Below are 24,076 nucleotides of genomic sequence, written 5' to 3'. Positions count from 1 at the left end.
CGGGAGCCCTCCCGCGGAGATTCAACCAATTGAGAAGATTGAGGAGAATCATGGCTGTTTATTCACTGCCAGAACTGCAGTACGACTACGCCGCACTGGAGCCGAACATCTCGGCTCGCATCATGGAACTGCACCACTCCAAGCACCATGCAACTTACGTTGCTGGCGCAAACTCGGCACTGGAGCAGTTGGCTGAAGCTCGCGAAAAGGGCGAATTCGGCAATATCCCTAAGCTGTCCAAGGACCTGGCGTTCCACCTGGGTGGCCACACCAACCACTCGATCTTCTGGAACAACCTGTCCCCAGAGGGTGGCGACAAGCCTGAGGGCGAGCTGGCAGCGGCCATCGACGACTTCTTCGGTTCGTTCGACGCTTTCCGTGGCCACTTCACCGCTTCGGCCATGAGCCTGCAGGGCTCGGGCTGGGCAGTGCTGGCTTACGACGCACTGGGCGGCCAGCTGGTCATCGAGCAGCTGTACGACCAGCAGGGCAACATCCCAGTGGCAACCACCCCGCTGCTGATGCTGGACATGTGGGAGCACGCCTTCTACCTGGACTACGTCAACGTCAAGGCTGACTACGTCAAGGCATTCTGGAACATCGTGAACTGGGCAGATGTCCAGGCTCGTTTCGAAGCTGCCCGCAACGGCGCAGCAGCGCTGATCCTTCCAGGTAAGTAAGACTTATCTGGTAAGTTAGCTCACATTCTGCGCTAATGTAGCGTAGTATGTTTCAAGTGTGTTGCGGATCCCGGCAATTCGTTGGGATCCGCAAGCACGGCACAACGGAGTGTCCTCTTAAAGAAGGCCACCTCCGCTCGCGTGCGGTCGTGGCATCATCATCCCATTTAGAGGAGATAGTCACGTGACAACCCGTGTTGGAATCAATGGTTTCGGTCGTATCGGACGCAACTTCCTGCGTGCAGTTCTGGCCCATAAGGCAGACATTGAAATCGTCGCCGTCAATGACCTTGGTTCAATCGATTCGCTTGCTCACCTGGTGAAGTTCGATTCCGTGCTCGGCCCAGTGGGCGAGCCGGTATCCGTGGACGGCGATACCATCGTCGTCGGAGAACGCCGTATCAAGGTTCTGTCTGAGCGCGAGCCAGCCAACCTTCCATGGGGCGAATTGAACGTCGATGTCGTCATTGAATCGACCGGATTCTTCACCAACGCAGAAGACGCCAAGAAGCACGTAGCTGCTGGCGCAAAGAAGGTCATCATCTCGGCTCCTGCCAAGAATGAAGACATCACCATCGTGATGGGCGTCAACCAGGACAAGTACGATCCTGCAAACCACGCCATCATTTCGAACGCGTCATGCACCACCAACTGCCTGGCTCCAGTAGCCAAGGTGCTGAACGAAGAGTTCGGCATTGTTGATGGCCTGATGACCACCATCCACGCTTACACCGCAGACCAGCGCCTGCAGGATGCACCGCACAGCGACCCACGCCGTGCCCGCGCCGCGGCGCTGAACGTCATCCCGACCTCGACCGGTGCCGCAAAGGCCATCGGCGTGGTGCTCCCAGAGCTGAAGGGCAAGCTGCACGGTTACGCTATGCGCGTACCAGTTCCAACCGGTTCGGCCACCGACCTGACCGTGAACCTGGCCCGCACCGCAACTGTGGAAGAAATCAACGCAGCATTCGAGAAGGCAGCTGCCGAGGGTGCATTGAGCGGATACCTTGAGTACTCCACCGATCCACTGGTTTCTTCGGACATCGTGACCAACCCCCACTCGGCAGTTTTCGACTCCGGTCTGACCACCGTGATGGGCAACAGCGTGAAGGTCGTCGCGTGGTACGACAACGAGTGGGGCTACTCCTCGCGACTTGTTGACCTCGTTGAATTCGTGGGATCCAGCCTCTAGTCGATAACCTAGAGACATGTCTTCTCACACCATTGACGAATTGATCGCTGACAACGGCGTCCGCGGACGGTACGTTCTGGTCCGCAGTGACCTGAACGTACCGCTCGACGGTGCAACTGTGACCGATGAAGGCCGCGTCCGCGCGTCGCTGCCAGTCATCGGCAAGCTGGCTGAAGCTGGCGCAAAGGTCATCGTAATGGCCCACTTGGGACGCCCCAAGGGCCAGTTCGATGCCAAGTACTCCATCGCTCCTGCGGCTAGCCGCCTGGACGAACTGGCTGACTTCGACGTCGCTGTTGCCGAAGACGTGGTGGGCGACTCCGCTCGCCAGTTGGCGGCAAACCTCGAAGAGGGCTCCGTGCTGGTTCTGGAGAACGTCCGCTTCGATGCTCGCGAAACCTCCAAGGATGATGCGCAGCGCGAAGAGTTCGCCAAGGAATTGGCTGCGCTGACCGGTCAGAACGGCGCTTACGTGAACGACGCTTTCGGTGCTGTGCACCGGAAGCACGCTTCGGTCTACGACATCGCCAGTCTGCTCCCTAGCTACCAGGGCGACCTGGTTGCTACCGAGGTCAAGGTCCTCAAGACCCTGACCGAGGCCCCGAAGCGCCCATACGTTGTGGTGCTTGGAGGGTCCAAGGTATCGGACAAGCTCGCTGTCATCGACAACCTACTGGGCAAGGCCGATCAGCTGCTGATCGGTGGCGGCATGGCCTTCACTTTCCTCAAGGCGCAGGGCTTCGCCATTGGCAGCTCGCTGCTTGAAGAAGACCAGATCGCGACCTGCCAGGAATACCTGCAGCGGGCCGAGAAGCTCGGCTGCGACATCATCGTGCCTAGCGACGTCGTAGTGGCAAGCAAGTTCGGTGCCGACGCAGAGCACGAGGTGCTGGCCGCAGACAAGATCGAAGAAGCCAGCTTCGGCTCCAACGGCCTTGGCCTGGACATCGGACCAAAGTCCGCTGAACTGTTCGCAAGCTACATCACCAGTGCAAATACCGTATTCTGGAATGGCCCGATGGGCGTCTTCGAGATCCCTGCTTTCGCCGAAGGTACCCGTACCGTCGCGCAGGCTCTGGCGGACTCGGAAGCGTTCAGCGTCGTAGGCGGCGGCGATTCCGCTGCAGCCGTGCGCGCACTGGGCTTCTCGGAGGATGACTTCGGCCATATCTCCACCGGTGGCGGCGCTTCGCTGGAGTACCTCGAAGGCAAGACCCTGCCGGGTGTTGCCGCATTGGAAGGCTAATAATGACCATTTCGCAGAACGGCGCCTTTGTGCGCCAGCCGCTGATTGCCGGCAACTGGAAGATGAACATGGACCACGTCCAGGGCATCACCCTGGTGCAGAAGCTGGCGTGGACCCTGAAGGACCATGAGCACGATTACGATCGTGCCGAGGTCGCAGTGTTCCCTCCCTTCACCGACATCCGCGGCGTGCAGACTCTGACCCTGGGCGACAAACTGGATATCGTCTACGGTGCCCAGGATCTGTCCGCACAGGACTCAGGTGCGTACACTGGTGAAATTTCGGGGCAGTTCCTCAAGAAGCTCGGCTGCACCTACGTATTGGTAGGCCACTCCGAGCGTCGCGAGTACCACAATGAAACCAACCAGGTGATTGCCGCCAAGCTGGCTGCTGCCTACCGCCACGACCTGACCCCGATGCTCTGCGTCGGCGAAGGCCTGGAAGTACGCAAGGCCGGCGAGCATGTGGCATTCACCCTGGACCAGTTGGCTGAATCGCTGGAAGGCGTAACCGCTGAGCAGGCCGCAAGCCTGGTCATCGCCTACGAACCAGTCTGGGCCATCGGTACGGGTGAAGTTGCCGGACCAGCTGACGCGCAGGAAATGTGCGCCGCAATTCGCGGTGCGCTGGCTGAACGCTTCGGTGCAGAGATTGCCGAGAAGACTCAACTGCTCTATGGCGGTAGTGTTAAGGCAGCAAATGCCGCATCGATCATGCGCGAACGCGATGTTGATGGCGTGTTGGTTGGCGGTGCCAGCCTGGATGCCGAGGAATTTGCTAATATTGTCAGGTTCGAGCATCATCTCGTCACCGACTGAATCTAACTAAGGAACCGTCGACTTGGATATTATCAAGATCATTTTGCAGGTATTGCTGGGCATTACAAGCGTCCTGCTGACCCTGCTGATCCTTTTGCACAAGGGCCGTGGTGGCGGTATGTCCGACATGTTCGGCGGCGGCATGACCAGCTCAATGGGATCTTCGGGTGTAGCCGAGCGCAACCTGAACCGCATCACCATTATTCTTGGTCTGATCTGGGGTGCCGTGATTATCGGCCTCGCTCTGGTCCTGCGATTCAGCATCGAAGCCTAGGCAGTACCCTTCCGTAGCAGTCAATAGGCGCCTTCCACATCATGTGGAAGGCGCCTATTGCGCGTCTCAGGCCAGTTGCCCGAACTTCTCGGTATCGGCAATCGATCCCAGCACGAGGATCTTGTCTCCGGTCTGCAGGACGGTGTTTCCGTCCGTGTTCTTCCATTCGCCGGCCGCATTGGTCGTGGCAGCGATGGTCACCCGGTATTTATTGCGTACCCCGGCATCACTGAGTTTCACACCGTGCAATGTGGCTGGTGCGCTCATTTTCACCATGGCATAGCCTGGATCGACTTCCAGGTAGTCCATCATGGATCCGCGCACCAGGTGGGCGACTCGCTTGCCCATATCCTTCTCCGGGTAGACGATGTGGTGGATTCCGAGCTGCTCCAGGATCAGACCGTGCCGATCGTCCTGCGCCTTGGCCCAGATCTGCGGGATCCCCATGCTGACCAAGAGCGAGCAGCACAGGATGGATGACTGCAGGTGGCTGCCTACGGCAACCACCACGCGGTCGAATTCGTGGATCGCGAGCTGTTCAAGGATTTCCCGGCTTGAGGCGTCGGCGCGAACCACCTGAGTCAATTCCCCGTTCAGGGACTGGACGATGTTCTCGTGCACGTCAATGCCCAGGACATGGGTACCGGACTTCATCAGTTCCAGGGCCAGGGATTCGCCAAATCGCCCGAGCCCGATCACTGCAACGGAGTTCGCTTTCGACAGGCCCTTGGCGTCATTTCGAAAATTCAGTAGCTTAGCCAATTGAAGGCCTTTCCTTGGGGAGTTCGTAGAGCGCTTTTCGATCGCGCAGGGCCAGCGCGGAGCCCAGCGAGAGGACCCCGACGCGGCCCAGGTACATCAATGCAATGAGGATGCCCTTGGCAGGGTCCGGCAAATCCGGGGTAATGCCGGTGGACAGCCCGACGGTGCCGAATGCGGAGGTGGCTTCAAAGAGGCAGCGATCCAGGGAGTAGCCGGTCAGCAGGAGCAGTCCCATGGTGCCGACGAATACCGCCGCTACGCCCATCAGCGCCACCGTGATGGCCTGGCGATGGACCGAGCGGGACAGGCGCTTGCCCAGGACGTTGACGGCGGTCTCGCCGCGAAGTTCGGTCATGATGATGAACAGCAGGATCGCAGCCGTGGTGATCTTGATGCCGCCGGCGGTGCCGGCCGGCCCTCCGCCGATGAACATCAGCACATCCATGCCCAGCCAGGATGCTGGATGCATCGCGCCGATATCGATGGAATTGAAGCCAGCGGTACGTGTCTGCACTGAGTGGAAGAATCCAGCCAGGATCCGCTGGGCAGGTTCAAGCTCGCCCAGCGTCTTCGGATTGGACCATTCCATGGCGGTGATGAAAATGGTGCCCCCAAGCAGCAGCAATGCGGTCATGAGCAGGACCAGACGAGTGTTCATCGTCCACTTCAGCGAATTCCGCCAATGATGCCTGAGCTGGACCAGAACCGGGAAGCCCAAGCCGCCGAGCATGATGGCGATGCTGATGGGGATGCATAGCCACGGATCCGCCACGAAATCCATCAGGTTATTCGAGTAGAGGGCGAATCCCGCGTTATTGAAGGAAGAGACCGCATGGAACAGGCCATGCCAGATCGCCCTGGCGGGGTCGTAGTCGTAGGCCAGCCAGAAGCGGAGGGCCAAGACGAGCGCCACTGCGGATTCGATAGCCAGCGACAGCTTGATGATCATCAATGCCGAGGTGCGCACGTCGGCGCCGGAAACGGCGGAGCTTTCCCGCTGGGTGGAGAGCCGGGTCAGGTAGCCGATGCGGCCCATGACCAGCATGCTCAGCAATGATGCGACGAGCATCAGGCCCAGGCCGCCGGCCTGGATCAGGATCAGGATGACGATCTTGCCGAAGAGGGTGTAGTGGGTTGCCGTATCCAAGACAGTCAGGCCGGTGACGCACACCGCTGACGTCGCGGTGAAGATCCCGTCCACCAAGGATGTGAAGGTGCCTTGCGTGTTGGCCGCCGGTGAAGCCAGGAGCAACCCGCCAATGAGGATTGCGCCGGCAAAGGCGAAGGCTACTGCGCGTGCGGGTTTGGCCAGCACGCTGTGCTGCGCGGCGGACCGCGCATTGTGAAGATTCATGGAGATCGCAATGGTCGAAATAACGTCTCGCGAAACCGTGGGACGAGTAGTACGAATGAAATAATACGCTCGGAAAAGCCGGTGTCAATGGTGATTCCCGTCACCTGACGCGTGGTTGATGGCGGACCTGCGGGAGCGAGTGGGCGGATCTGCCGCAGCCGCGCCGCCGGTTAAAGCAGACCGGCAGCCTCGCGGAAAAGCGTAGCTGCCGGTTGGACGCTGGTGCTGCTAGGTTTCGAGCAATTCCACGACCCGCTGTGCGGTACCCCAGGAAAGGGTGACCCCAGCCCCGCCGTGGCCGTAGGCCGCAATGACAGGCACAGCGTGCCCGTCGACGCGCTCCAGGCGGATCGTCTCGCGTGCCGGGCGCAGCCCCACCTTGTGCTCCAGGATCTCGCAGCCGGCCAGCTGGGGGACCAAGACGATGGCACGGCGCAGCATGTCGGTGGCGGTCTGCGGGTCGACCTCGGCGTTGAAGTCGTTGGCCACGTCGGTACCGCCAACAATGATGTCATCGCGGCGCGGAATGATGTAGGTAACGCCCTGGGGATGCTCGTCATAGCAGAGCCAGTGGACCAACCCTGCGGTGTTTGCCAGGCGGATCACCTGGCCTCGGATGGGGTAGACAGTGCCGTCATCCCCGGTGAGTTCGCCGCCACGCAGGCCCGTGGCCAATACCACGGCGTCGGCCTCTTCCTGCAGCTCGTCGATGGATTCGATGGTGCGCTGGATGAACTTGACGCCCTTGGCCAAGGCTTGTTCATGCAGCCAGGAGAGGTAGAGAGGCATAGTGATCACCGGGACGGTGGCACGCATGCCGGCGGCGGCAATGCGCGGGATGTCTTCTGCCGGGGCTTCGGCGGCGTTGGCGACGATCTGTGCCCAAGAGCGGTCTTCCTCCGGGGACGCTTCCAGATTCAGGCCGCGGCGCAGGTCGATGCCGGTTTCCTTGATGCCGGAGAGCTCCTCGAAGCGTGCCAGCGAACGGGCGAGCAGCAGATCGGCGGCTGCGGAGTTCTCCGAGTGGTACGGGAACCAGATGGCTGCGGCCACCGCGGAGACGGTCTGCAGCGGCAGCTGGTCGGCGATGACGGTGACCTGGTGGCCGGCGGCAGCCAGCTCATGGGCGGTGGAGAGCCCGATGACGCCGGCGCCGATCACCGTGACCTTGCGGGATGGCTGCGCGGCATCGGGCAGCGGGGCGGAATGCATGGGAACCTTTCGGGCAGGTGGCGAGGGGAAAGCAAAGGCCGGTGCCGTGATCCTGGAGTGCAGGATCGCGGCACCGGCGATGCGGTGCAGGCTAGAGCAAGGTGGCCGCGGCGCGGTCGATGATCCAGCGGGTCGCTTGGGTGCCGTGCACGGCGGAGGCCGGGACAGCGGTCTCGTTGACCTCGTGCTGGGCCTTGGCCAGCGCCGGCGCCTTGTCGGCACCGGCCACGATCAGCCAGACCTCCTTGGCGGTGTTGATGGTGCCCATGGTGAGCGTGACGCGGTGCGCAGGCGGCTTGGGGGAGTCGTGGACCGCGATGACTCCTGGCTCGTCGGACCGGGTGTGGTTCGGGAAGAGCGAGGCGACATGCGAGTCCGGGCCCATGCCCAGCATCAGCACATCGAACGCGGGGTTCAAGGCGCTGTCTTCGGCTTCCCCGGCCAGTTCCTCGGCGTAGGCCGCGGCGGCCTGCTCGGCGGACTCGTACTTGTCGCTGGCGCCCATGGCGTGCACGGTGGCGCGGTCCAGGCCCAATTCATCCAGCGCGTCGAACAGGGCTGCGGCCTGCAGCACGTTGCGATCTGCTGAATCGGTGGCGACAAAGCGCTCGTCGCCCCACCAGAAGTGCACCTGCGACCAGTTGACCGAGGCCTTGGCGGGGTTGGCCGCGACGGCTTCCAGGGCGGCGATGCCCAGCGAACCGCCGGTCACCACCACGTGGGCAACTCCGCGGGCGGCCAGTGCATCGGCGATCGAGGTGATCAGCCGGGCCGCAATGGCGTGGGCGGTAGCTTCCGGGTTCTCATGGATCAGTATTTGCCTAGCGATCACTGGATCTGATGCTCCTCAGGTTGGTCAGGTTCAGGCCCTTGGTGATGACCTCGCCGAAGACGTCATCGGCGTCCAGGCGGCGCATCTCTTCGGCCAGGCATTCGGCCACCGAACGCCGTGGCAGGGAGATGCGTTGCGGGGCCGATCCGGGCAGGTAAAGGTGGGCTACCGCGCCGGAAGGGCGCGAAAGCTCCACGTCGCCGGCTTCGCGTGCCAGCCGGACGCTGGAGAGCCCGCCATTGGACTTGTCCGCGGCGATGGTCACCGGGACGTCCAGGCACAGGGTCAGCCAGGCGGCCAGCAAGGTGGTGGACGGGGAATTATCCGAGCCCTTCACGGTGATGCCCGAGAGCCCCTCGGTGCCGATCAGGTCGATGATGCTCGCCAGCTGGGCACGCCACAGGGTCAGCCGCGTCCAGGCGAGGTCGGTGTCGCCGGCCTGGTAGGTCTCGATGCGGCTGAACAGCGCGGCGGTGGGGTCTTCGGTTTCCGCCGAATCGGTGATGCGGCGGTGCGCCAGCTTGCCCAGCGCGGTGCCGGCCGGATCCTGCGGCACGCCATGCGGCCACCAGGCCACGATCGGCGCATCGGGCAGCAGCAGTGCGGAGATCAGCGCCTCGTCGGCCACGACATCCGGGCCGTAGGTGCGCATCACGATCACCTCGGAGGCGCCGGCGTCCCCGCCCACGCGGATTTGCACGTCCAGTCGGTTGGCCTCGGACTTGTTGCCGCGGACCACCACGATGATCCGGCAGGGGTGCTCGCGGCTGGCCAGGTTGGCCGCCTCGATCGCGTTCTCGGCGAACCCCTCGCGGGTGATGACCACCAGGGTCATCACGCGGGAGAGCGCTACCACGCCGTGGGTGCGGCGCGAGGAGATCAGCTTCTTGGCCACCTTGGAGGTGGTGGTGTTGGGAAGATCGATCATCATGGTCGTCTCCAGGTCCTTCCATCCTTGGCCATCAGCTCATCGCTGCTTTCGGGTCCCCAGGAGCCCGGAGCGTAGGGATCGGGCTGGGTGGGCTGCGAGGCCCAGAACTCCTCGAAAGGATCCAGGATGCGCCAGGACTGCTCGACTTCCTCATGGCGCGGGAACAGCGGCGGCTCACCGAGCAGCACATCGAGGATCAGCCGCTCGTAGGCCTCGGGCGAGGATTCGGTGAAGGCGTTGCCGTAGCCGAAGTCCATGGTCACATCGCGGATCTCCATCTGGGTGCCGGGCACCTTGGAGGAGAAGCGGATGGTCGCGCCTTCATCGGGCTGCACGCGGATCACGAACGCGTTCTGGCCGAATTCGTCGTCCTTGTGGTCGGTGAACAGCAGGTTCGGCGCCTTCTTGAAGACCACCGCGATTTCGGTGACGCGGCGGCCCAGGCGCTTGCCGGCACGCAGGTAGAACGGCACCCCGGACCAGCGGCGGGTATTGATGTTCAGGCGCACCGCCGCGTAGGTCTCGGTTTTGGACTTCGGGTTGAAGCCCTCCTCGTCGAGGAAGCCGACGACCTCCTCGGCGCCCTGCCAGCCAGAGGTGTACTGGCCGCGGGCACTGGCCGCGCCCAAGTCCTCGGGCAGCTGGACGGCGGTGAGCACCTTCTCCTTTTCGCTGCGCAGGTGGTCCGCGTCGAAGGAAATGGGTTCCTCCATGGCGGTCAGCGCCAGCAGCTGGAGCAGGTGGTTCTGGATGACGTCGCGGGCCGCGCCCACACCGTCGTAGTAGCTGGCGCGGCCGCCAATGCCGATGTCCTCGGCCATGGTGATCTGCACGTGGTCCACGTACTTGTTGTTCCACAGCGGCTCGAACATCTGGTTGCCGAAACGCAGAGCCAGCAGGTTCTGCACGGTTTCCTTGCCCAGATAGTGGTCGATGCGGAACACCGCGTCCGGCGGGAACACGGACTCCACGATCTCGTTCAGTTCGCGGGCGCTTTGCAGGTCGTGGCCGAAGGGCTTCTCGATGACCACGCGTTCCCAGCCCGGGTTCTTGTCCTTGGCCAGCTTGTGCTCGGAGAGCTTCTGGCAGACAACCTCGAACCAGCTCGGCGGGATCGAGAGGTAGAAGGCGTGGTTGCGCCCGGTGGACCGGGATTCGGCCAGTTCGTCCAGGGTCGCGGCCAGCTTCTCGTAGGCGCCATCATCGTCGAAAGCGCCGGAGATGAAGCGCATGCCGGCGGCCAGCTGGGCGAACACGGTTTCGTTGAAGGGGGTGCGGGCGCTGGCGAGGATCCATTCGCGGGCCTGGTCGGCGAAGTCCTGTGCCGTCCAGTCGCGGCGGCCGAAGCCGACAATCGCAAAATTCGGGGGAAGCAGTCCGCGGTTAGCCAGGTCGTAGACCGCTGGCATGAGTTTCTTGCGGGCAAGGTCGCCGGTGATTCCGAAGAACACCAGCGCGCCCGGACCGGCAATGCGGTTAAGCCGCCGGTCGCGGGCGTCGCGTAGTGGGTTGCTCATAGTGCCTTACTTCGCTGCCTCTAGCAGGGCAGCGATTCCGGCGGCGCGGTCCGTGAGGTTCACGCGCAGCACTGGGCGGTTATGTTCGGCGTCAGCCAGTACTGCGCCATCGCCGATCGCCTGGGCGGTGATCAGGCCGCCGAAGGAGTACGGACGCTCCGGGATCCCAAGGTCTTCCTTGTGATCCGCGGTGACCTGCAAGAACACGCCCTGTGCCGGGCCGCCCTTGTGGTACTGGCCGGTGGAGTGCAAGAAGCGCGGACCCCAGCCGAAGGTGACTGGACGGCCGGTCTTCTTGGCGAGCAGATCGCGCAGCGCGGCAAGCTCCTGGTCCGCATTGCGGTTCAGGTATGCCTGGATGGCGAGGTAGCCGTCTGCCGGAAGCTGCGCGGCGAGTTGCTCCACAGCCGCTTCCAAGGTCTTGGCCCCGGTGCCGTAGAGCTCAACTGGTCCGTCCACTGCATCCGGTGCGCTCTGCGCCGGAGCATCGAGCATGGAACGGGCGGCGATCTTCGCGGCCTCGACATCAGGCTGGTCGAAGGGGCTGATGCCCAGCAGGTAGCCGGCCACGGCGGTGGCGTACTCGAAGATCATGAAGGCGGTGCCCAGCGGTGCACTGAAGTGCACGGCGGTGGCGTCCTCGTCGAAATCCTCAGGCAGCGCGTCGTAGACGAACAGCGGCAGCACGTCCTGGGCCGGGTTCGCCAGCTCCGGTGCATCCACATGCGCGGGAACAGGCAGCACGCCCTTGCCTTCCTTGCCGGTGGACTCGGCGATCAGCTGCTCGGCCCAGTCGCCGAAGCCCGGCAGGGCATCGCCCACACAGGCAATCAGCAGCTTGTCGCGGCCCGCGGTAGCCATGGCGGCACCCAGGTGCAGCGCGAGGTTGTCCTCGTCGTCCAGAGCCAGCACATCGTTGATCAGCCCGGATTCTTCAACCAGGGCTTCGATGTCCGCGCCGGCCAGGCCCGAAGGGACCAGGCCGAAAGCGGTCAGCGCCGAGTAGCGCCCGCCGACATTCGGATCCGCAGTGAATACCGCGCGCACGCCATCAGGATTATCCATGGGCGAGCCCGGATCGGTGACCAGCACCAAGCGGGTCGCCGGATCGATGCCGGCAGCCTGGAAAGCTGCGGTGAACGCACGGCGCTGCGAATCGGTTTCCACGGTGGAACCCGACTTGGAAGCAACCACCACGACGGTGCGCTGCAGGTCGGTTTCCACGATCTGCTTGACCATCGACGGATCGGTGGTGTCGCAGATGACCAGTTCCACCTCGTCATGGGCCGCGATGACCTCAGGAGCCAGCGAGGAGCCGCCCATGCCGCACAGCACGATGCGGGTCAGGCCCTCTTCTTGCAGCTCATCGCGCAGATCCAGGATCTGCGGGATCAGTTTGCGAGCTGCCTCGAAGGGGTTGACCCAACCGAGGCGGATGGCCGATTCAGCTTCTGCCTCAGGACCCCAAATGGTCGGGTCCTGGGCGGCGATGCGGCTGCCGATCTTCGCTTCGATCAGCTTCGGGAGCAACGCATCGACGGAGGCCAGGGCCTCGCCGGAGGTTACCAGACCAAGCTCCATCTACTTGGCTCCCTTCAATGCCACAGCCATGTCCTCAAGCAGCTCGTTCCATGCGACGTCGAACTTCTGAACGCCTTCGACCTCGAGCAGGTCCACGACCTCGTTGTAGTCGATGCCCAGTGCAGCGAGCTTGTCCAGCACGCGGTTGGCCGCATCGTAGCCGCCGGCGATCGCGTTGCCGCGCACCTCGGCTTCAGCCGCGGTGGCGTCCAGGGTCTTCTCCGGCATGGTGTTCACGGTCTGCGGCGCGACCAGTTCGGTCACGTACAGGGTCGATGGGTAGGCAGGATCCTTCACGCCGGTCGAAGCCCACAGCGGACGCTGGACGTTGGCGCCGGCAGCTGCCAGCACCTCGTAGCGTGCCGAAGCGAAGGACTCTTCGAAGACCTGGTAAGCCAGGCGGGCATTGGCCACGCCGGCCTGGCCGCGCACGGCGGCCGCGGCATCGGTGCCGATGGCGTCCAGGCGCTTGTCGATTTCCGAATCCACGCGGGAAACGAAGAAGGAAGCGACCGAGTGGATCTTGGACAGGTCCACGCCGGCAGCGTGGGCCTTCTCCAGACCCAGCAGGTAGGCGTTGATGACCTCGCGGTAGCGTTCCAGCGAGAAGATCAGGGTGACGTTCACCGAAATGCCGGCGGCAATGGTTTCGGTGATGGCTTCCAGGCCCTCGACGGTTGCCGGGATCTTGATCAGCACGTTCTCGCGGTTCACGCGCTCGTACAGGGCCTTGGCCTGGGTGATGGTCGGTGCGGTCTCGTGAGCCAGGCGGGGATCGACCTCGATGGACACGCGGCCGTCGAAGCCCTGGGAGGACTCGTAGACGCCCTTGAACAGATCGCAGGCAGCTGCCACGTCGTCGCTGGTGATCTCGGTGATCGCGTCTTCCACCGAGCGGTGCTTCTGCTCGGCGATGGCCTCGCCGTACACCTCTGCCTTGGACAGCGATGCCGCGAAGATTGCCGGGTTGGTGGTCACGCCAACCACGTTCTTCTCTTCGATCAGCTTGGCCAGCGAGCCGCTGGTCAGCCGTTCACGCGAAAGGTCGTCCAGCCAGATGGAGACGCCGGCATCGGACAGGGCCTGGGTATTCGGGTTGCTCATAATCTTTACTTCGGTTCCTTACTTGGCAGCGTTCTGCATGGAGGTTTCGGCAGCGGCTACAACAGCCTCGGTGGTGATGCCGAACTCGGAGTACAGCTTCTTGTAATCGGCGGAAGCGCCGAAGTGATCCAGCGAAATGATTTCGCCGTGCGCGCCGACCAGCTCGCGCCAGCCCTGGGCCACGCCGGCTTCAACCGAAACGCGGGCGGTGATGGCTGCCGGCAGGACCTCTTCGCGGTAGGCCGCGTCCTGCTTGGCGAACCATTCCAGCGACGGCAGCGAAACGACGCGGGCCGCGACGTTCTTGGCAGCCAGGGCTTCGCGGGCCTCGATAGCCAGCTCGACCTCGGAGCCGGTGGCCAGCAAGATGACATCCGGAGTGGTCTCCGCGCCATCGCGCACAGCCTCGGCGAGGATGTAGCCGCCCTTCAGCGTGCCTTCGGCGCCGCGGAAGCCGGTGGCCGCGCGGTCGTAGATTGGCAGGTTCTGGCGGGAGAGGACGATGCCCGACGGGGTGTCGGTCAGCTCGAGGATGCCGCGCCATGCGTAGGCGACTTCGTTGGCATCCGCTGGGCGGACGACGTCGAAGTTGGGGATGATGCGCAGCGAAGCGAGCTGCTCCACTGGCTGGTGGGTCGGGCCGTCTTCGCCCAGGCCGATGGAGTCGTGGGTCCACACGAAGATCGAGGGGACACCCATCAGCGCGGCCAAGCGGATCGCCGGACGCTGGTAGTCCGAGAAGATCAGGAAGGTTCCGGAGAATGCACGGGTCGGGCTGGAGAGCACGATGCCGTTCACGATCGAGGCGGCGGCGTGCTCGCGGATGCCGAAGTGCAGCACGCGGCCGTACGGGCTGGCGGACCAGGAATCGGTGGAGCGGCGCTCGGGAGCGAAGGACTTCGCGGTCTCGATGGTGGTGTTGTTCGAACCGGCGAGGTCGGCAGAGCCGCCCCAGAGTTCTGGCAATTCATCGGCGATCGCGTTGATGACCTTGCCCGACGCGGCGCGGGTAGCCATGGTGGAGCCTGGCTCGAAGGCCGGGATCTTCTCGGTCCAGCCCTCTGGCAATTCGCCAGCCTGCAGGCGCTCAAGCAGGGCGGCTTCTTCCGGATTGGCTGACTTCCAGGCCTCGAAGGTCTCGTTCCACGAGGCGTGCAGCTGCGCACCGCGGGTTACGACCTCGCGGGCGTGAGCCAGTACATCGTCCTCGATCTGGAAGTTCTTCTCGGGGTCGAAGCCCAGGATCGTCTTCAGGCCGGAAACTTCCTCGGTACCCAGCTTCGAGCCGTGGATGCCGCCGGTGTTCTGCTTGGTCGGCGATGGCCATCCGATGATGGTGCGCAGGCTGATGATCGATGGGCGGGAGGTCTCGGCCTTCGCGGCGCGCACAGCAGCATCGAGTGCGGCCATGTCCTCGACGTATTCTCCGGTGACGGTCCAGTCCACGCGCTGGGTGTGCCAGCCGTAGGACTCGTAGCGGCCCAGCACGTCTTCGGTGAAGGCGATGTCGGTGTCGTTCTCGATGGAGATCTTGTTGTCATCGTAGATCACAACGAGGTTGCCCAGTTCCTGGTGGCCGGCCAGCGAGGAGGCCTCGGAGGTGACGCCTTCCTGCAGGTCGCCATCGGAAGCGATGACGTAGACAGTGTGGTCGAACGGGCTGGTCCCTGCCTCGGCAGCTGGATCCAGCAGGCCGCGCATGCGGCGCTGGGAGTAGGCGAAACCAACGGCGGAAGCCAGGCCCTGGCCCAGCGGACCGGTGGTGATCTCAACGCCGGCGGTGTGGCCGAACTCCGGGTGGCCCGGGGTCTTGGCGCCCCAGGTGCGCAGCGCTTCGATGTCTTCCATCTCCAGACCGTAGCCCGAGAGGAACAGCTGCAGGTACAGGGTCAGCGAGGTGTGGCCCGGGGAAAGCACGAAACGGTCGCGGCCGATCCAGTTCGGATCCTTCGGATCGTGGCGCAGGTGCTTCTGGAAAATCAAGTAGGCGGCCGGAGCCAAGCTCATTGCGGTACCGGGGTGGCCATTGCCAACCTTTTCGACGGCGTCGGCTGCCAGGACACGGGTGGTGTCGATGGCCTTACGGTCCAACTCGGTCAGTGAGAATTCTTCAACTAAGGATTCAGTCGCCACAGCGGCGTTCCTTCCATTCAGGCTTGGACGGGAGATATCTCCCGCTGACACGCAATACGCCGTCGCCTCCTGCTTCCTCCGGCTGTGCTTTATTCAGAGGGATGCAGGTCGCGACGGCGCAATCTGAGTCAACTCTATCGCGAAAAGGCGTATTGGGGCGTTGGATTTAGCAAGATGACACAGAATTATTCGGTTTGCGCAGAAGGTGGACTTGATACGGCTATTCATGCCATGGCGTGAGCGAATTGCTCAGGCATTCTGCGCATTCGTGCGCAGGTGGCAGCCGGGGGATATGGGTGGCCGGGCACTTCTGCCAGCCGGTGCACGGCAACCAGCCAACGCTACAAAGAACAAGATTTGTTCCACTAGCGGCCATCAGTTGCCATCTTTGTTCATTTGGGAGCAGGGTCCGGGGGACCGCGCGCAATCTGCCGAAATGCTGTTGGGCATTTGGAACTGGATGAGTTCTCCCGCCGCGCGGGGTTATTCCATCGAAGGCTCCCGGCTTGTCGACTTTGGCGTGCTGCAACGGTACGCGGGAAACGCTGTTTGGGGCGGGGGCTGCCTGCGGAAGATCGGTTCGAGGAGCAGAATCCGATGGGAGCGTGAAGCCGCAAAGGTGCATGGCTAGCCGCCGGGCAGGCGATTGTAGCGTCTTGAATTGAGCCAAATCACCATTTTTCAACTGTGATCCTCTCCTGGGGAGTTTCAATCAATTTCTATCCAGCGTAGAATGACAGTGTCTGTCTTGTACCCGTGAAGAACTGAGTGCGTTTAATTGAAGACTCAAAGTGTCGCCGCAGCATCAGTGCCCCGCGCATCGCGTCAGCCTGATGAAAATGCCGGCGATTTTCTGAAGCGCAAGGCCAATGCCTACGTGGCGTTGACGAAGCCTCGCGTAATCGAGTTGCTGCTAGTGAGCACCCTTCCGACCATGATCTTTGCCGAACGGGGTTTCCCCTCCGTCTGGCTCATGATCTCCACCCTTGTTGGTGGAGCTATGGCCGCAGGTGCTTCTGGTGCATTCAACTGCTATATCGATCGCGATATGGATAAGTTGATGAAGCGTACCAAGGGGCGCCCTTTAGTCACTGGGGACCTCACCCCGAGGGAAGCACTGGTCTTCTCTTGGGTATTGGCCATAGCCTCCCTGGTGGTTCTCTGGGTTGGCACCAATCCGCTGACGACCGCCTTGGGCCTGGCTGCAATCCTCCTCTACGTCGTGTTCTACACTTTGATCCTCAAGCGCCGTACCGCTCAGAACATTGTCTGGGGTGGCATCGCCGGCTGCATGCCTGTGCTGATCGCTTGGGCCGCAGTGACCAACACAATTGAATGGCCAGCGATCATCCTGTTCCTGGTGATCTTCCTCTGGACCCCGCCGCATTACTGGCCGCTGTCCATGAAGTATGCGGATGACTACAACGCGGCTTCAGTGCCTATGCTGGGCGCGATCGCCAACGCTCGCCGCGTTTCGGTACAGGTTGTGCTCTACGCTTGGGCCACTGTCGTTTGCTCGATGCTGCTGGTCCCACTGGGTAGCGCAGGAATCGTTTACACCGCAATCGCTGGTGGCGCGGGCATCTGGTTCGTCTACGAATCGCACGTGCTCTACCGCGAAGCGCAGAGCGACCATAAGCCGGCTGAGATCAACCGCAAGGCCATGAAGGTCTTCCATATCTCCATTACCTACTTGTCGATCGTATTCCTGGCCTTGGCCATTGACCCGTTCGTGGGTAGCCCGCTGTTCGGCTAGGTTCAACGCCGCAGCTGAGCGTCGGTTAGCGCCCTTCCTGGAATCCAAATGAAAATGGATTCCAGGAAGGGCGCTTTTCTGCGTTCGAGCGTAGTTGCCCTTCGCATCGGCCAATGCATGCGCACTATGAGTTTAGGCAGAAATTACTCTCATCGAGGGAAATAAGACTAGATCTTGCTATGCAAGTCTTGCTACGCAAGGTATGGTTATCGCATGTCCGATCAACGCGAGAAAATCGCCACGAATATACGCAAGGGCGTCCTTGAGTACTGTGTGCTGGCTTCGTTAGCCAGCGGAGATAAATACGGGTTGGAGCTGGCAGAAGAGCTCACCGCGCGGAAGCTTACCGCCGGCGAGGGGAGCCTGTATCCGTTGCTGGCGCGCATGAAAGCCACTGGGCTGGTAGAAACCTACTGGGAAGAAGGCGCGTCGGGACGCAAACGGAAGTACTACACCATTACCGAGCACGGGCATCTGATGGTTGGCGAGTTCCGCGGGGTATGGGAAGCAATTTCAATGCAAGTCACCGATCTACTTGGAGAGCAACATGGCATCGACAGCTGAGCAGTACAGTGCGGAAGCGTATTTGCGGGAATTGGGGAAGCTCCTGCGCGGTGCTCCAAGGGATATGGGCTTAGAGCTTCTGGAGGATGTGGCGCAGCATATCGAGGATGGCCGAGCCCTAGGCAGGGATGATGACCAAATCCTCGCCGCGCTAGGCAGTCCTGAAACTGTTGCAGCCCCTCTGATGGCCGAGTACGCGGCTCCGCAGGAGCGGGCCATCCTACGCAGGAATAGCTTGGTGCTCGGTGCGGTGGCACTGGTCCTCGGTGTCCTTGTCTCCATCATCGATACGACTCTGGCAGATACCCTGGGTGACCTGATTTTTGGCGCTTCTGTGCCAGAAGGTGAGGGCAGTAGCTACGACTCGATATATGAGCAAGGCGCATTGCAACTGCTGATCTTCGCAATATTCGGACTTGGCGTAGCGGCCACCGCGGTCATGAAGGGAAAAACGGCACGAATCTACGGCTACGCGGCGGCCTTGTGCATGACAGCGCTCGTTGCCGGATTAATTACCAGCAGTGGAATCTTCTATATCCCGTCAATGGTCGCAGCATGGATGCTAGTCGGAATCAATGGGCGTTCGTCCAAATCGGTGAATCGAGAACCGCGTTCAAAGTTGATCCGCATCATTGGTGGCACTGCTCTGCTATTGCCAGTCGTGCTCCTGGGAGCCGCATCGTTCACGAGTATCGAGCCGAACGTCGCCGTATACGCATACCTTGCCCTGGGCTTGGCCTGCGGCATCGGGTTCTTGTCCAATTCCCGGATTGCTCTATGGGCTACCTGCGCTAACGGCGCCGCCCTTCTTGCGGTTTCCACCGTGGATCAAGGCCTGCTGCTTGCGGCATTCTGGCTAGCCGGAACAGTCTATTTCTTCTTTGGACTTTATGGTTTGATGTGGTTCACGCGCCGTGGAACGGCCGGGGGACAGCGTTAAGCAACTGGGGGTTGCCTTGCACATCGAGTGCAGGGCAACCCCCAGTCATTTACTCAGGATTCTAGGAATCGTTGCGCTGGTATTCCGGAAGGATGGCAGCCCGATCCCAGACGTTTGCGGAGGCGGCAAGCAGCAAGCTCGCGCCGAGCATGTGGGAGAGTACCAGGGCGACTGGCAGCCCATTGAAATGCTGGATGTAGCCAATTGCTGCCTGGACCGCAATTGCCGCGACAAGCCACCAGATGGCGATGCGAAGCTGGATGTTTCCGCCCTGCTTGTAGGCCAGAATCAGCACCACGATGGTTGCGGCAACGAGCAAGTACACCGGAGCAGTATGCATGCGGGTTACCAGCAGTGGATCGAACAAGTGGCGCGGGGCATCGGCATCGCCTGCATGCGGTCCGGTGCCGGTCACGATAGTTCCGAATGCCACTGCGAGCAGGGAGAAGATCCATGCGGCGAAGGAGAGCTGGCGGATCGACTTGCTGCTCTGATCGAACTTGCGGTTCTTCAGTTCCTTGGCGGTGCGGTTCACCTGGAATGTTGCCATGATGACCAGTGCGCCGGAAATCAGGAAGTGCACCGAAACGACCCAAGCGTTCAGTCCGGTCCACACGGTGATGGCTCCGATGAGTGCCTGCAACGCGATGCCGGCGAGCAAGCCGATGGACAACTTGAACAGGGTGCGGTGGGTAGGGCGCATCTTCCAGATGGAGATCAGGAACGCGACAGCGATGACCAGCAGGACAAAGGTCAGCAGGCGGTTGCCGAACTCGATGATTCCATGGATGCCCATTTCCGGGACAGGGGTCATCGAACCGGGAACGCAATTGGGCCAGTGGGAGCAGCCGAGGCCCGAATTCGTCAAGCGTACGGCTCCACCGGTGACGATAATGCCAATCTGCGAGATCAGGGATGCGATCGCGAGACCATGCACGAGGCGAGTGACCTTCGTGGGCAGTTTATCGGCCCAGCTCTGGGTGGCTTGGGCTGAAGACATTGAAATCTCCCTTTTCGGAATTTGGGTGGTGGTCAGCTCCATTTGAACAGCTTGATGGCTGCAAAGGAGCCAACTGCTGACCAAAGGATCAAGAAGATAAGGCCAGCAATGCTGAACTGGCCGTGGATCAGGGCATCGCGCATGGCATCGCCCAGCGCTGCCGATGGCAGCGCATTCAGGGTTGGCTGGGCCCAATCAGGGGCCATGCTCAAGGGGTAGAGGACACCGCCGGCACCGGCCAGCAGGATCCAGGCAAGGTTGGTGATCGCCAACGTCGCTTCAGGGCGGACGGTGCCGGCAATCAGCAGGCCTAGCGCGGTAAACGCGGCTGCGCCCAAGAGCAGGAAGAGTATAGCCGGAGCAATGCCCCAAGGGTTCGGATGCCAGTCCAGGAACAACAAGGAGACAGAGCAGATTAAGACGACCTGGATCAGCAGGACCGACAGCACGGCAATGACCTTGCCGAAAATCAGTCCGGTTTTCCCCAGCGGCGTAGTGGAGAACATGGTCAGCACGCCATAGCGGCGGTCAAATCCGGTGCCAATTCCCTGCCCGGTGAAAGCCGTCGAAATGACGCACAAGGCCAAGACGCCAGGAACGGCGGCATCAATGCTGCGGTCTGCGACATCCTTGACCAGATCGGTCAGGGTGAGCACGAAGAGCGCAATGAGCGGCATGACAACAGCGAGAATGAGCTGTTCGCCATTGCTGAGCATCTGGATGGATTCGTATTTACCCTGGTTCAGGATTCGGCGCAGTGGCGAGACAGCATTGGAGCGTGCCTGTGTTTGGCTCATGCCCTTCCCTCCTTCTGTGCGATTTCAAGGAAAACGTCTTCGAGGCTTCGTGACTGCAAGTTGAGCTCGGTTGGCAAAATGCCCTCCTGGAGCCACCAATGGGTTAGCCAGTTCAAGTGTTCGGGGGAGTTGACCCCGTCGAGCCGGTATTGGCCGGCTCCGGTCTCCTCCAGGTGCAATCCTGCCGGTGGTTCAGGTAGGCGCAGCCCTGCTGGGGCGGAGAAGGACACCGGGCGGGTGTCCTGGTCTTCGGCAGCGCGGGCCGTCAGCTCGGCCACGGTGCCTTGCGCCACGGTGCAGCCCTTGTCGATGATGTAGACGTAGTCGCTGAGGCGTTGCGCGTCATCCATGAGGTGGGTGGTGAGGATGATGGCCTTTCCTGCATCGCGAAGTTCGGCAATGAGGTCGAAGACTACCTGGCGGGACTGCGGATCCAGCCCAGCACTTGGTTCATCGAGGAAGAGCACTTCCGGATCTCCGGCCAGCGCCAGGGCCAAGGCGACGCGCTGCTTCTGGCCACCAGAGAGACGGCGGATCGTGCGGGTGCCAAATGATTCGAGATCCAACCGTGTGATCAACGCATCAATATCAATGGGCTTCTGATAGAGGGAAGCGACGTGCCTCAAGAGCGGAACCGGTCGCATTGAGGGTGGCAACCCTCCGTCTTGGAGCATGACTCCGACGCGGGAACGCAATTCGGGATTGTCGCCGAAGGGGTTCTGGCCCAGGAGTTCGACGGTTCCGCCTTCGGGCTGAAGCAGCCCCTGGGCACAAGCGAGGGTCGTGGATTTGCCGGCTCCGTTAGCTCCTAAAAGCGTGGTGACCTGACCCGGATAAGCTTTTAGGGACACCGACTCCAGGACTCGCAACATGCGATTGTCCAAGGCGGGGACTGGACCTAAATCTTTAGCCAGCTCGTTGATGACAAGGCTGGGAGTTACAGAAGACACTGAAACATTCTACGACATGTCGAACTGGCTGAGCTGAGTGTTTTGTCACCAACCCTCGAGTTCCGTTGAGGTGGGCGGGACAATGGGAGTGTCAGAGGTTCGATTCAAGTAACGCACTAGTCGGGCAAGCATGTCCTTAGTAAGTCCTTCCTTACTAGACCTAGAGCAAAAATTTACGCATGATTGTGTTGTGTATTCATCAAATTCAGAATCAGCTAGTGGCTCCACTGCCGCGACAGTTGGCGCAGTTGGGGATACCGAGGAGCGTACGCGCGACCGCGTCCTGTACGCAGTACTCGAGGACGGGCCGGTCAGTGCTGCCGAGCTTGGAAGCAAGCTGGGCTTCACGCCTGCTGCGGTCCGCCGTCACCTCGACGCGCTCTCAAAATCGGGACTCGTAGAGGTGAAACTGGTAGCCAACCAGAAAACCGGTGCTGGACGTCCGTCGCGTCGCTACGTGCTTTCGCACCGCGGGCAGACGAAGTTGGGCAACGATTACCTGGAGATTGCTTCCGACGCATTGAAGATGCTCGGCGATGCGGCCGGAGAGGACGCGATTCGCAAGTTTGCGCGTAACCGCTTCGCATCAATGGAAGATCGATACGCCAAGGCGCTGGTCGGCGTTGAAGGGCTGGAAGCACGAGCCGAGGTGCTGGGCAATTTGCTCAGTGCAGATGGATTCGTGGGATACACCCGAAAAGTGGATACCAAAGTGGCAACTGCCCTGATGCATAGCGTGCAGCTATGCCAGGGACACTGCCCGATACAAGACTTGGCACGAGAGTTTCCAGTGTTTTGCGACATGGAAACGGAAATGTTCGCCCGCTTGCTAGGCGTCGACGTCCGACGACTGTCGACCTTGGCCGGTGGAGGACACGTGTGCACGACCCACATCCCTGTGGGGCGTGAAAAGGCGCCAATGCGCGCTGAGAAAAGAACTCGAATTCAGTTCACGAAGCAGGAGAGGCCGCGATGACGGATCAGATTGCACAGGAGTCTGCCGACCCGGGTGTAATTTCCGAAATTCTGGAGAAGAACCCCGAACTCCACGGAATCGGCAATTACGAATACGGCTGGTCAGACAAGAACGACGCGGGTGCAAATGCGCGCCGTGGCGTCGACAAGGACGTAGTGGCGAATATTTCCGCCCTGAAGTCCGAGCCAGAATGGATGCTGGAGCGTCGCCAGAAGGCGCTGAAGTACTTCGATCGCAAGCCAATGCCTACCTGGGGTCCAGACCTCTCGGGTATTGATTTCGACAACATCAAGTACTTCGTGCGTTCCACCGAGAAGCAGGCGACCTCCTGGGAAGAACTTCCAGAAGACATCAAGAACACCTACGACAAGTTGGGTATTCCAGAGGCTGAAAAGCAGCGTCTGGTGTCCGGCGTTGCCGCCCAGTACGAGTCCGAGGTTGTCTACCACCAGCTGCGTGAAGACCTTGAAGCCCAGGGCGTCATCTTCCTTGACACCGACACTGGACTGAAGGAGCACCCGGAGATCTTCCAGGAGTACTTCGGCTCGGTCATTCCAGCGGGCGACAACAAGTTCGCTTCGCTGAACACTGCCGTGTGGTCCGGCGGCTCGTTCGTGTACGTCCCGAAGGGCGTACACGTGGAGATCCCGCTGCAGGCTTACTTCCGCATCAACACGGAAAACATGGGCCAGTTCGAACGCACCCTGATCATCGCTGATGAGGGCTCCTACGTTCACTACATCGAGGGTTGCACCGCACCGATCTACCAGTCGGATTCGCTGCACTCTGCCGTTGTGGAAATCATCGTGAAGAAGGACGCCCGCGTTCGCTACACCACGATCCAGAACTGGTCGAACAACGTCTACAACCTGGTGACCAAGCGTGCCGTCTGCGAAGAAGGCGCCACCATGGAATGGGTCGATGGCAACATCGGCTCGAAGGTCACCATGAAGTACCCAGCCGTTTACCTCGTTGGCGAACGCGCCAAGGGTGAGACCCTGTCCATCGCCTTCGCCGGCGAGGGCCAGCACCAGGACACCGGATCCAAGATGGTCCACATCGCTCCGAACACCTCTTCGGCCATTGTGGCCAAGTCGGTGGCTCGTAACGGTGGCCGCTCGGCTTACCGCGGCCTGGTCCAGGTCCAGGAAGGCGCCAAGGGCACCAAGAACTCGGTGGTCTGCGACGCGTTGCTGGTCGACCAGATCTCGCGTTCGGATACCTACCCGTACATCGACGTCCGCGAGGACGACGTAACCATGGGCCACGAGGCGACCGTCTCGCGCGTTTCCGAAGAGCAGCTGTTCTACCTGATGTCCCGCGGCATGGCCGAGGACGAGGCCATGGCAATGATCGTGCGCGGCTTCGTTGAGCCAATCGCACGCGAGCTGCCTATGGAGTACGCGCTGGAACTGAACCGCCTTATTGAACTTCAGATGGAAGGATCGGTCGGCTAA

At 61.5% G+C, this 24,076-nt stretch carries 22 protein-coding genes; 10 read left to right on the top strand and 12 right to left on the bottom strand.

Going from position 1 to position 24,076, the window contains the following annotated elements:
- Positions 1–50 precede the first annotated feature (50 nt).
- From ACFVHU_RS02620 to secG, 5 genes are all read left to right on the top strand, one after another.
- Positions 51–680 (top strand): superoxide dismutase, encoded by a 630-nt coding sequence (locus ACFVHU_RS02620; RefSeq protein ID WP_105656666.1) that lies wholly within the window; start codon positions 51–53, stop codon positions 678–680.
- Between the two features lie 184 nt (positions 681–864).
- Positions 865–1,872, top strand: coding sequence for a type I glyceraldehyde-3-phosphate dehydrogenase (gene gap, locus ACFVHU_RS02615; RefSeq protein WP_105656665.1), 1,008 nt, complete (start codon positions 865–867; stop codon positions 1,870–1,872).
- Between the two features lie 16 nt (positions 1,873–1,888).
- The gene (locus ACFVHU_RS02610) at positions 1,889–3,118 is read left to right on the top strand and encodes a phosphoglycerate kinase (protein WP_388022278.1); all 1,230 of its coding nucleotides are present in this window, start codon (positions 1,889–1,891) and stop codon (positions 3,116–3,118) included.
- A 2-nt stretch (positions 3,119–3,120) separates the two neighbouring features.
- A complete protein-coding gene (gene tpiA, locus ACFVHU_RS02605) occupies positions 3,121–3,936 on the top strand; it encodes a triose-phosphate isomerase (RefSeq protein WP_388022275.1) in 816 nt (271 codons plus the stop codon).
- 22 nt (positions 3,937–3,958) lie between these two features.
- On the top strand, positions 3,959–4,210 hold the full coding sequence (gene secG / locus ACFVHU_RS02600; protein WP_105656662.1) for a preprotein translocase subunit SecG: 252 nt from the start codon (positions 3,959–3,961) through the stop codon (positions 4,208–4,210).
- Between the two features lie 66 nt (positions 4,211–4,276).
- Here secG and ACFVHU_RS02595 read toward each other — a convergent pair whose 3' ends face one another.
- From ACFVHU_RS02595 to tkt, 9 genes are all read right to left on the bottom strand, one after another.
- Positions 4,277–4,972: a potassium channel family protein gene (locus ACFVHU_RS02595; protein ID WP_388022272.1), complete on the bottom strand. Its 696-nt coding sequence runs from the start codon at positions 4,970–4,972 to the stop codon at positions 4,277–4,279.
- A complete protein-coding gene (locus ACFVHU_RS02590) occupies positions 4,965–6,326 on the bottom strand; it encodes a TrkH family potassium uptake protein (RefSeq protein ID WP_388022269.1) in 1,362 nt (453 codons plus the stop codon). The genes ACFVHU_RS02595 and ACFVHU_RS02590 overlap by 8 nt, the downstream gene beginning before the upstream one ends.
- A 228-nt stretch (positions 6,327–6,554) precedes the next feature.
- On the bottom strand, positions 6,555–7,538 hold the full coding sequence (locus ACFVHU_RS02585) for an FAD-dependent oxidoreductase (RefSeq protein WP_388022266.1): 984 nt from the start codon (positions 7,536–7,538) through the stop codon (positions 6,555–6,557).
- Positions 7,539–7,629: 91 nt separating this feature from the next.
- Positions 7,630–8,370 carry a 6-phosphogluconolactonase gene (gene pgl / locus ACFVHU_RS02580; protein WP_133834203.1) on the bottom strand — a complete coding sequence of 247 codons (741 nt, stop codon included), beginning with the start codon at positions 8,368–8,370 and terminating at the stop codon, positions 7,630–7,632.
- Positions 8,360–9,301 carry a glucose-6-phosphate dehydrogenase assembly protein OpcA gene (locus ACFVHU_RS02575; protein WP_105656658.1) on the bottom strand — a complete coding sequence of 314 codons (942 nt, stop codon included), beginning with the start codon at positions 9,299–9,301 and terminating at the stop codon, positions 8,360–8,362. The genes pgl and ACFVHU_RS02575 overlap by 11 nt, the downstream gene beginning before the upstream one ends.
- On the bottom strand, positions 9,298–10,818 hold the full coding sequence (zwf, locus tag ACFVHU_RS02570) for a glucose-6-phosphate dehydrogenase (RefSeq protein ID WP_105656657.1): 1,521 nt from the start codon (positions 10,816–10,818) through the stop codon (positions 9,298–9,300). Before zwf ends, ACFVHU_RS02575 begins: the two co-directional genes overlap by 4 nt.
- Before the next feature lie 6 nt (positions 10,819–10,824).
- A complete protein-coding gene (locus ACFVHU_RS02565) occupies positions 10,825–12,399 on the bottom strand; it encodes a glucose-6-phosphate isomerase (RefSeq protein WP_388022262.1) in 1,575 nt (524 codons plus the stop codon).
- On the bottom strand, positions 12,400–13,503 hold the full coding sequence (gene tal, locus ACFVHU_RS02560) for a transaldolase (protein ID WP_388022260.1): 1,104 nt from the start codon (positions 13,501–13,503) through the stop codon (positions 12,400–12,402). It lies immediately after the preceding gene.
- A gap of 18 nt (positions 13,504–13,521) precedes the next feature.
- Positions 13,522–15,636, bottom strand: coding sequence for a transketolase (gene tkt / locus ACFVHU_RS02555; protein ID WP_332594700.1), 2,115 nt, complete (start codon positions 15,634–15,636; stop codon positions 13,522–13,524).
- 808 nt (positions 15,637–16,444) lie between these two features.
- On the opposite strand from tkt, the gene ACFVHU_RS02550 reads away from it, so the two are divergent.
- From ACFVHU_RS02550 to ACFVHU_RS02540, 3 genes are all read left to right on the top strand, one after another.
- Positions 16,445–17,392 carry a heme o synthase gene (locus tag ACFVHU_RS02550; protein ID WP_105656652.1) on the top strand — a complete coding sequence of 316 codons (948 nt, stop codon included), beginning with the start codon at positions 16,445–16,447 and terminating at the stop codon, positions 17,390–17,392.
- 213 nt (positions 17,393–17,605) lie between these two features.
- Positions 17,606–17,956 (top strand): PadR family transcriptional regulator, encoded by a 351-nt coding sequence (locus ACFVHU_RS02545; protein ID WP_105656651.1) that lies wholly within the window; start codon positions 17,606–17,608, stop codon positions 17,954–17,956.
- Complete coding sequence (locus ACFVHU_RS02540) at positions 17,940–18,896, top strand: HAAS signaling domain-containing protein (RefSeq protein ID WP_332727184.1); 957 nt, start codon at positions 17,940–17,942, stop codon at positions 18,894–18,896. The genes ACFVHU_RS02545 and ACFVHU_RS02540 overlap by 17 nt, the downstream gene beginning before the upstream one ends.
- Positions 18,897–18,957: 61 nt before the next feature.
- Here ACFVHU_RS02540 and ACFVHU_RS02535 read toward each other — a convergent pair whose 3' ends face one another.
- Genes ACFVHU_RS02535 through ACFVHU_RS02525 form a run of 3 tightly spaced genes read right to left on the bottom strand, consistent with a single transcriptional unit; the run spans position 18,958 to position 21,643 of the window.
- The gene (locus ACFVHU_RS02535; RefSeq protein WP_105656845.1) at positions 18,958–19,896 is read right to left on the bottom strand and encodes a heme A synthase; all 939 of its coding nucleotides are present in this window, start codon (positions 19,894–19,896) and stop codon (positions 18,958–18,960) included.
- 32 nt (positions 19,897–19,928) lie between these two features.
- Entirely contained in the window at positions 19,929–20,693 is a 765-nt protein-coding gene (locus ACFVHU_RS02530; RefSeq protein ID WP_105656649.1) for an ABC transporter permease, read from the bottom strand.
- On the bottom strand, positions 20,690–21,643 hold the full coding sequence (locus ACFVHU_RS02525; RefSeq protein WP_133834196.1) for an ABC transporter ATP-binding protein: 954 nt from the start codon (positions 21,641–21,643) through the stop codon (positions 20,690–20,692). The genes ACFVHU_RS02530 and ACFVHU_RS02525 overlap by 4 nt, the downstream gene beginning before the upstream one ends.
- Positions 21,644–21,833: 190 nt before the next feature.
- On the opposite strand from ACFVHU_RS02525, the gene ACFVHU_RS02520 reads away from it, so the two are divergent.
- Together ACFVHU_RS02520 and sufB are read left to right on the top strand one after the other, a co-directional pair.
- Complete coding sequence (locus tag ACFVHU_RS02520; protein WP_105656647.1) at positions 21,834–22,619, top strand: metalloregulator ArsR/SmtB family transcription factor; 786 nt, start codon at positions 21,834–21,836, stop codon at positions 22,617–22,619.
- The gene (sufB, locus tag ACFVHU_RS02515) at positions 22,616–24,076 is read left to right on the top strand and encodes a Fe-S cluster assembly protein SufB (protein ID WP_133834195.1); all 1,461 of its coding nucleotides are present in this window, start codon (positions 22,616–22,618) and stop codon (positions 24,074–24,076) included. The genes ACFVHU_RS02520 and sufB overlap by 4 nt, the downstream gene beginning before the upstream one ends.

Source organism: Glutamicibacter sp. NPDC127525 (genome assembly GCF_042672105.1).
In the GTDB taxonomy this organism is placed as follows: Bacteria; Actinomycetota; Actinomycetes; order Actinomycetales; family Micrococcaceae; genus Glutamicibacter.
Note: the sequence above shows the minus strand (reverse complement) of the source record. Positions and strands in the feature narration are given on the sequence as shown.

What these genes read in the sequence shown, in the direction of transcription:
- ACFVHU_RS02590 (WP_388022269.1), bottom strand. Translation starts at nt 6,326, where the DNA reads ATGAATCTTCACAATGCGCGGTCCGCCGCGCAGCACAGCGTGCTGGCC.
- tpiA (WP_388022275.1), top strand. Translation starts at nt 3,121, where the DNA reads ATGACCATTTCGCAGAACGGCGCCTTTGTGCGCCAGCCGCTGATTGCC.
- ACFVHU_RS02610 (WP_388022278.1), top strand. Translation starts at nt 1,889, where the DNA reads ATGTCTTCTCACACCATTGACGAATTGATCGCTGACAACGGCGTCCGC.
- tal (WP_388022260.1), bottom strand. Translation starts at nt 13,503, where the DNA reads ATGAGCAACCCGAATACCCAGGCCCTGTCCGATGCCGGCGTCTCCATC.
- ACFVHU_RS02545 (WP_105656651.1), top strand. Translation starts at nt 17,606, where the DNA reads ATGTCCGATCAACGCGAGAAAATCGCCACGAATATACGCAAGGGCGTC.
- ACFVHU_RS02575 (WP_105656658.1), bottom strand. Translation starts at nt 9,301, where the DNA reads ATGATGATCGATCTTCCCAACACCACCACCTCCAAGGTGGCCAAGAAG.
- ACFVHU_RS02585 (WP_388022266.1), bottom strand. Translation starts at nt 7,538, where the DNA reads ATGCATTCCGCCCCGCTGCCCGATGCCGCGCAGCCATCCCGCAAGGTC.
- ACFVHU_RS02565 (WP_388022262.1), bottom strand. Translation starts at nt 12,399, where the DNA reads ATGGAGCTTGGTCTGGTAACCTCCGGCGAGGCCCTGGCCTCCGTCGAT.
- zwf (WP_105656657.1), bottom strand. Translation starts at nt 10,818, where the DNA reads ATGAGCAACCCACTACGCGACGCCCGCGACCGGCGGCTTAACCGCATT.
- ACFVHU_RS02535 (WP_105656845.1), bottom strand. Translation starts at nt 19,896, where the DNA reads ATGTCTTCAGCCCAAGCCACCCAGAGCTGGGCCGATAAACTGCCCACG.
- ACFVHU_RS02540 (WP_332727184.1), top strand. Translation starts at nt 17,940, where the DNA reads ATGGCATCGACAGCTGAGCAGTACAGTGCGGAAGCGTATTTGCGGGAA.
- sufB (WP_133834195.1), top strand. Translation starts at nt 22,616, where the DNA reads ATGACGGATCAGATTGCACAGGAGTCTGCCGACCCGGGTGTAATTTCC.
- ACFVHU_RS02530 (WP_105656649.1), bottom strand. Translation starts at nt 20,693, where the DNA reads ATGAGCCAAACACAGGCACGCTCCAATGCTGTCTCGCCACTGCGCCGA.
- ACFVHU_RS02620 (WP_105656666.1), top strand. Translation starts at nt 51, where the DNA reads ATGGCTGTTTATTCACTGCCAGAACTGCAGTACGACTACGCCGCACTG.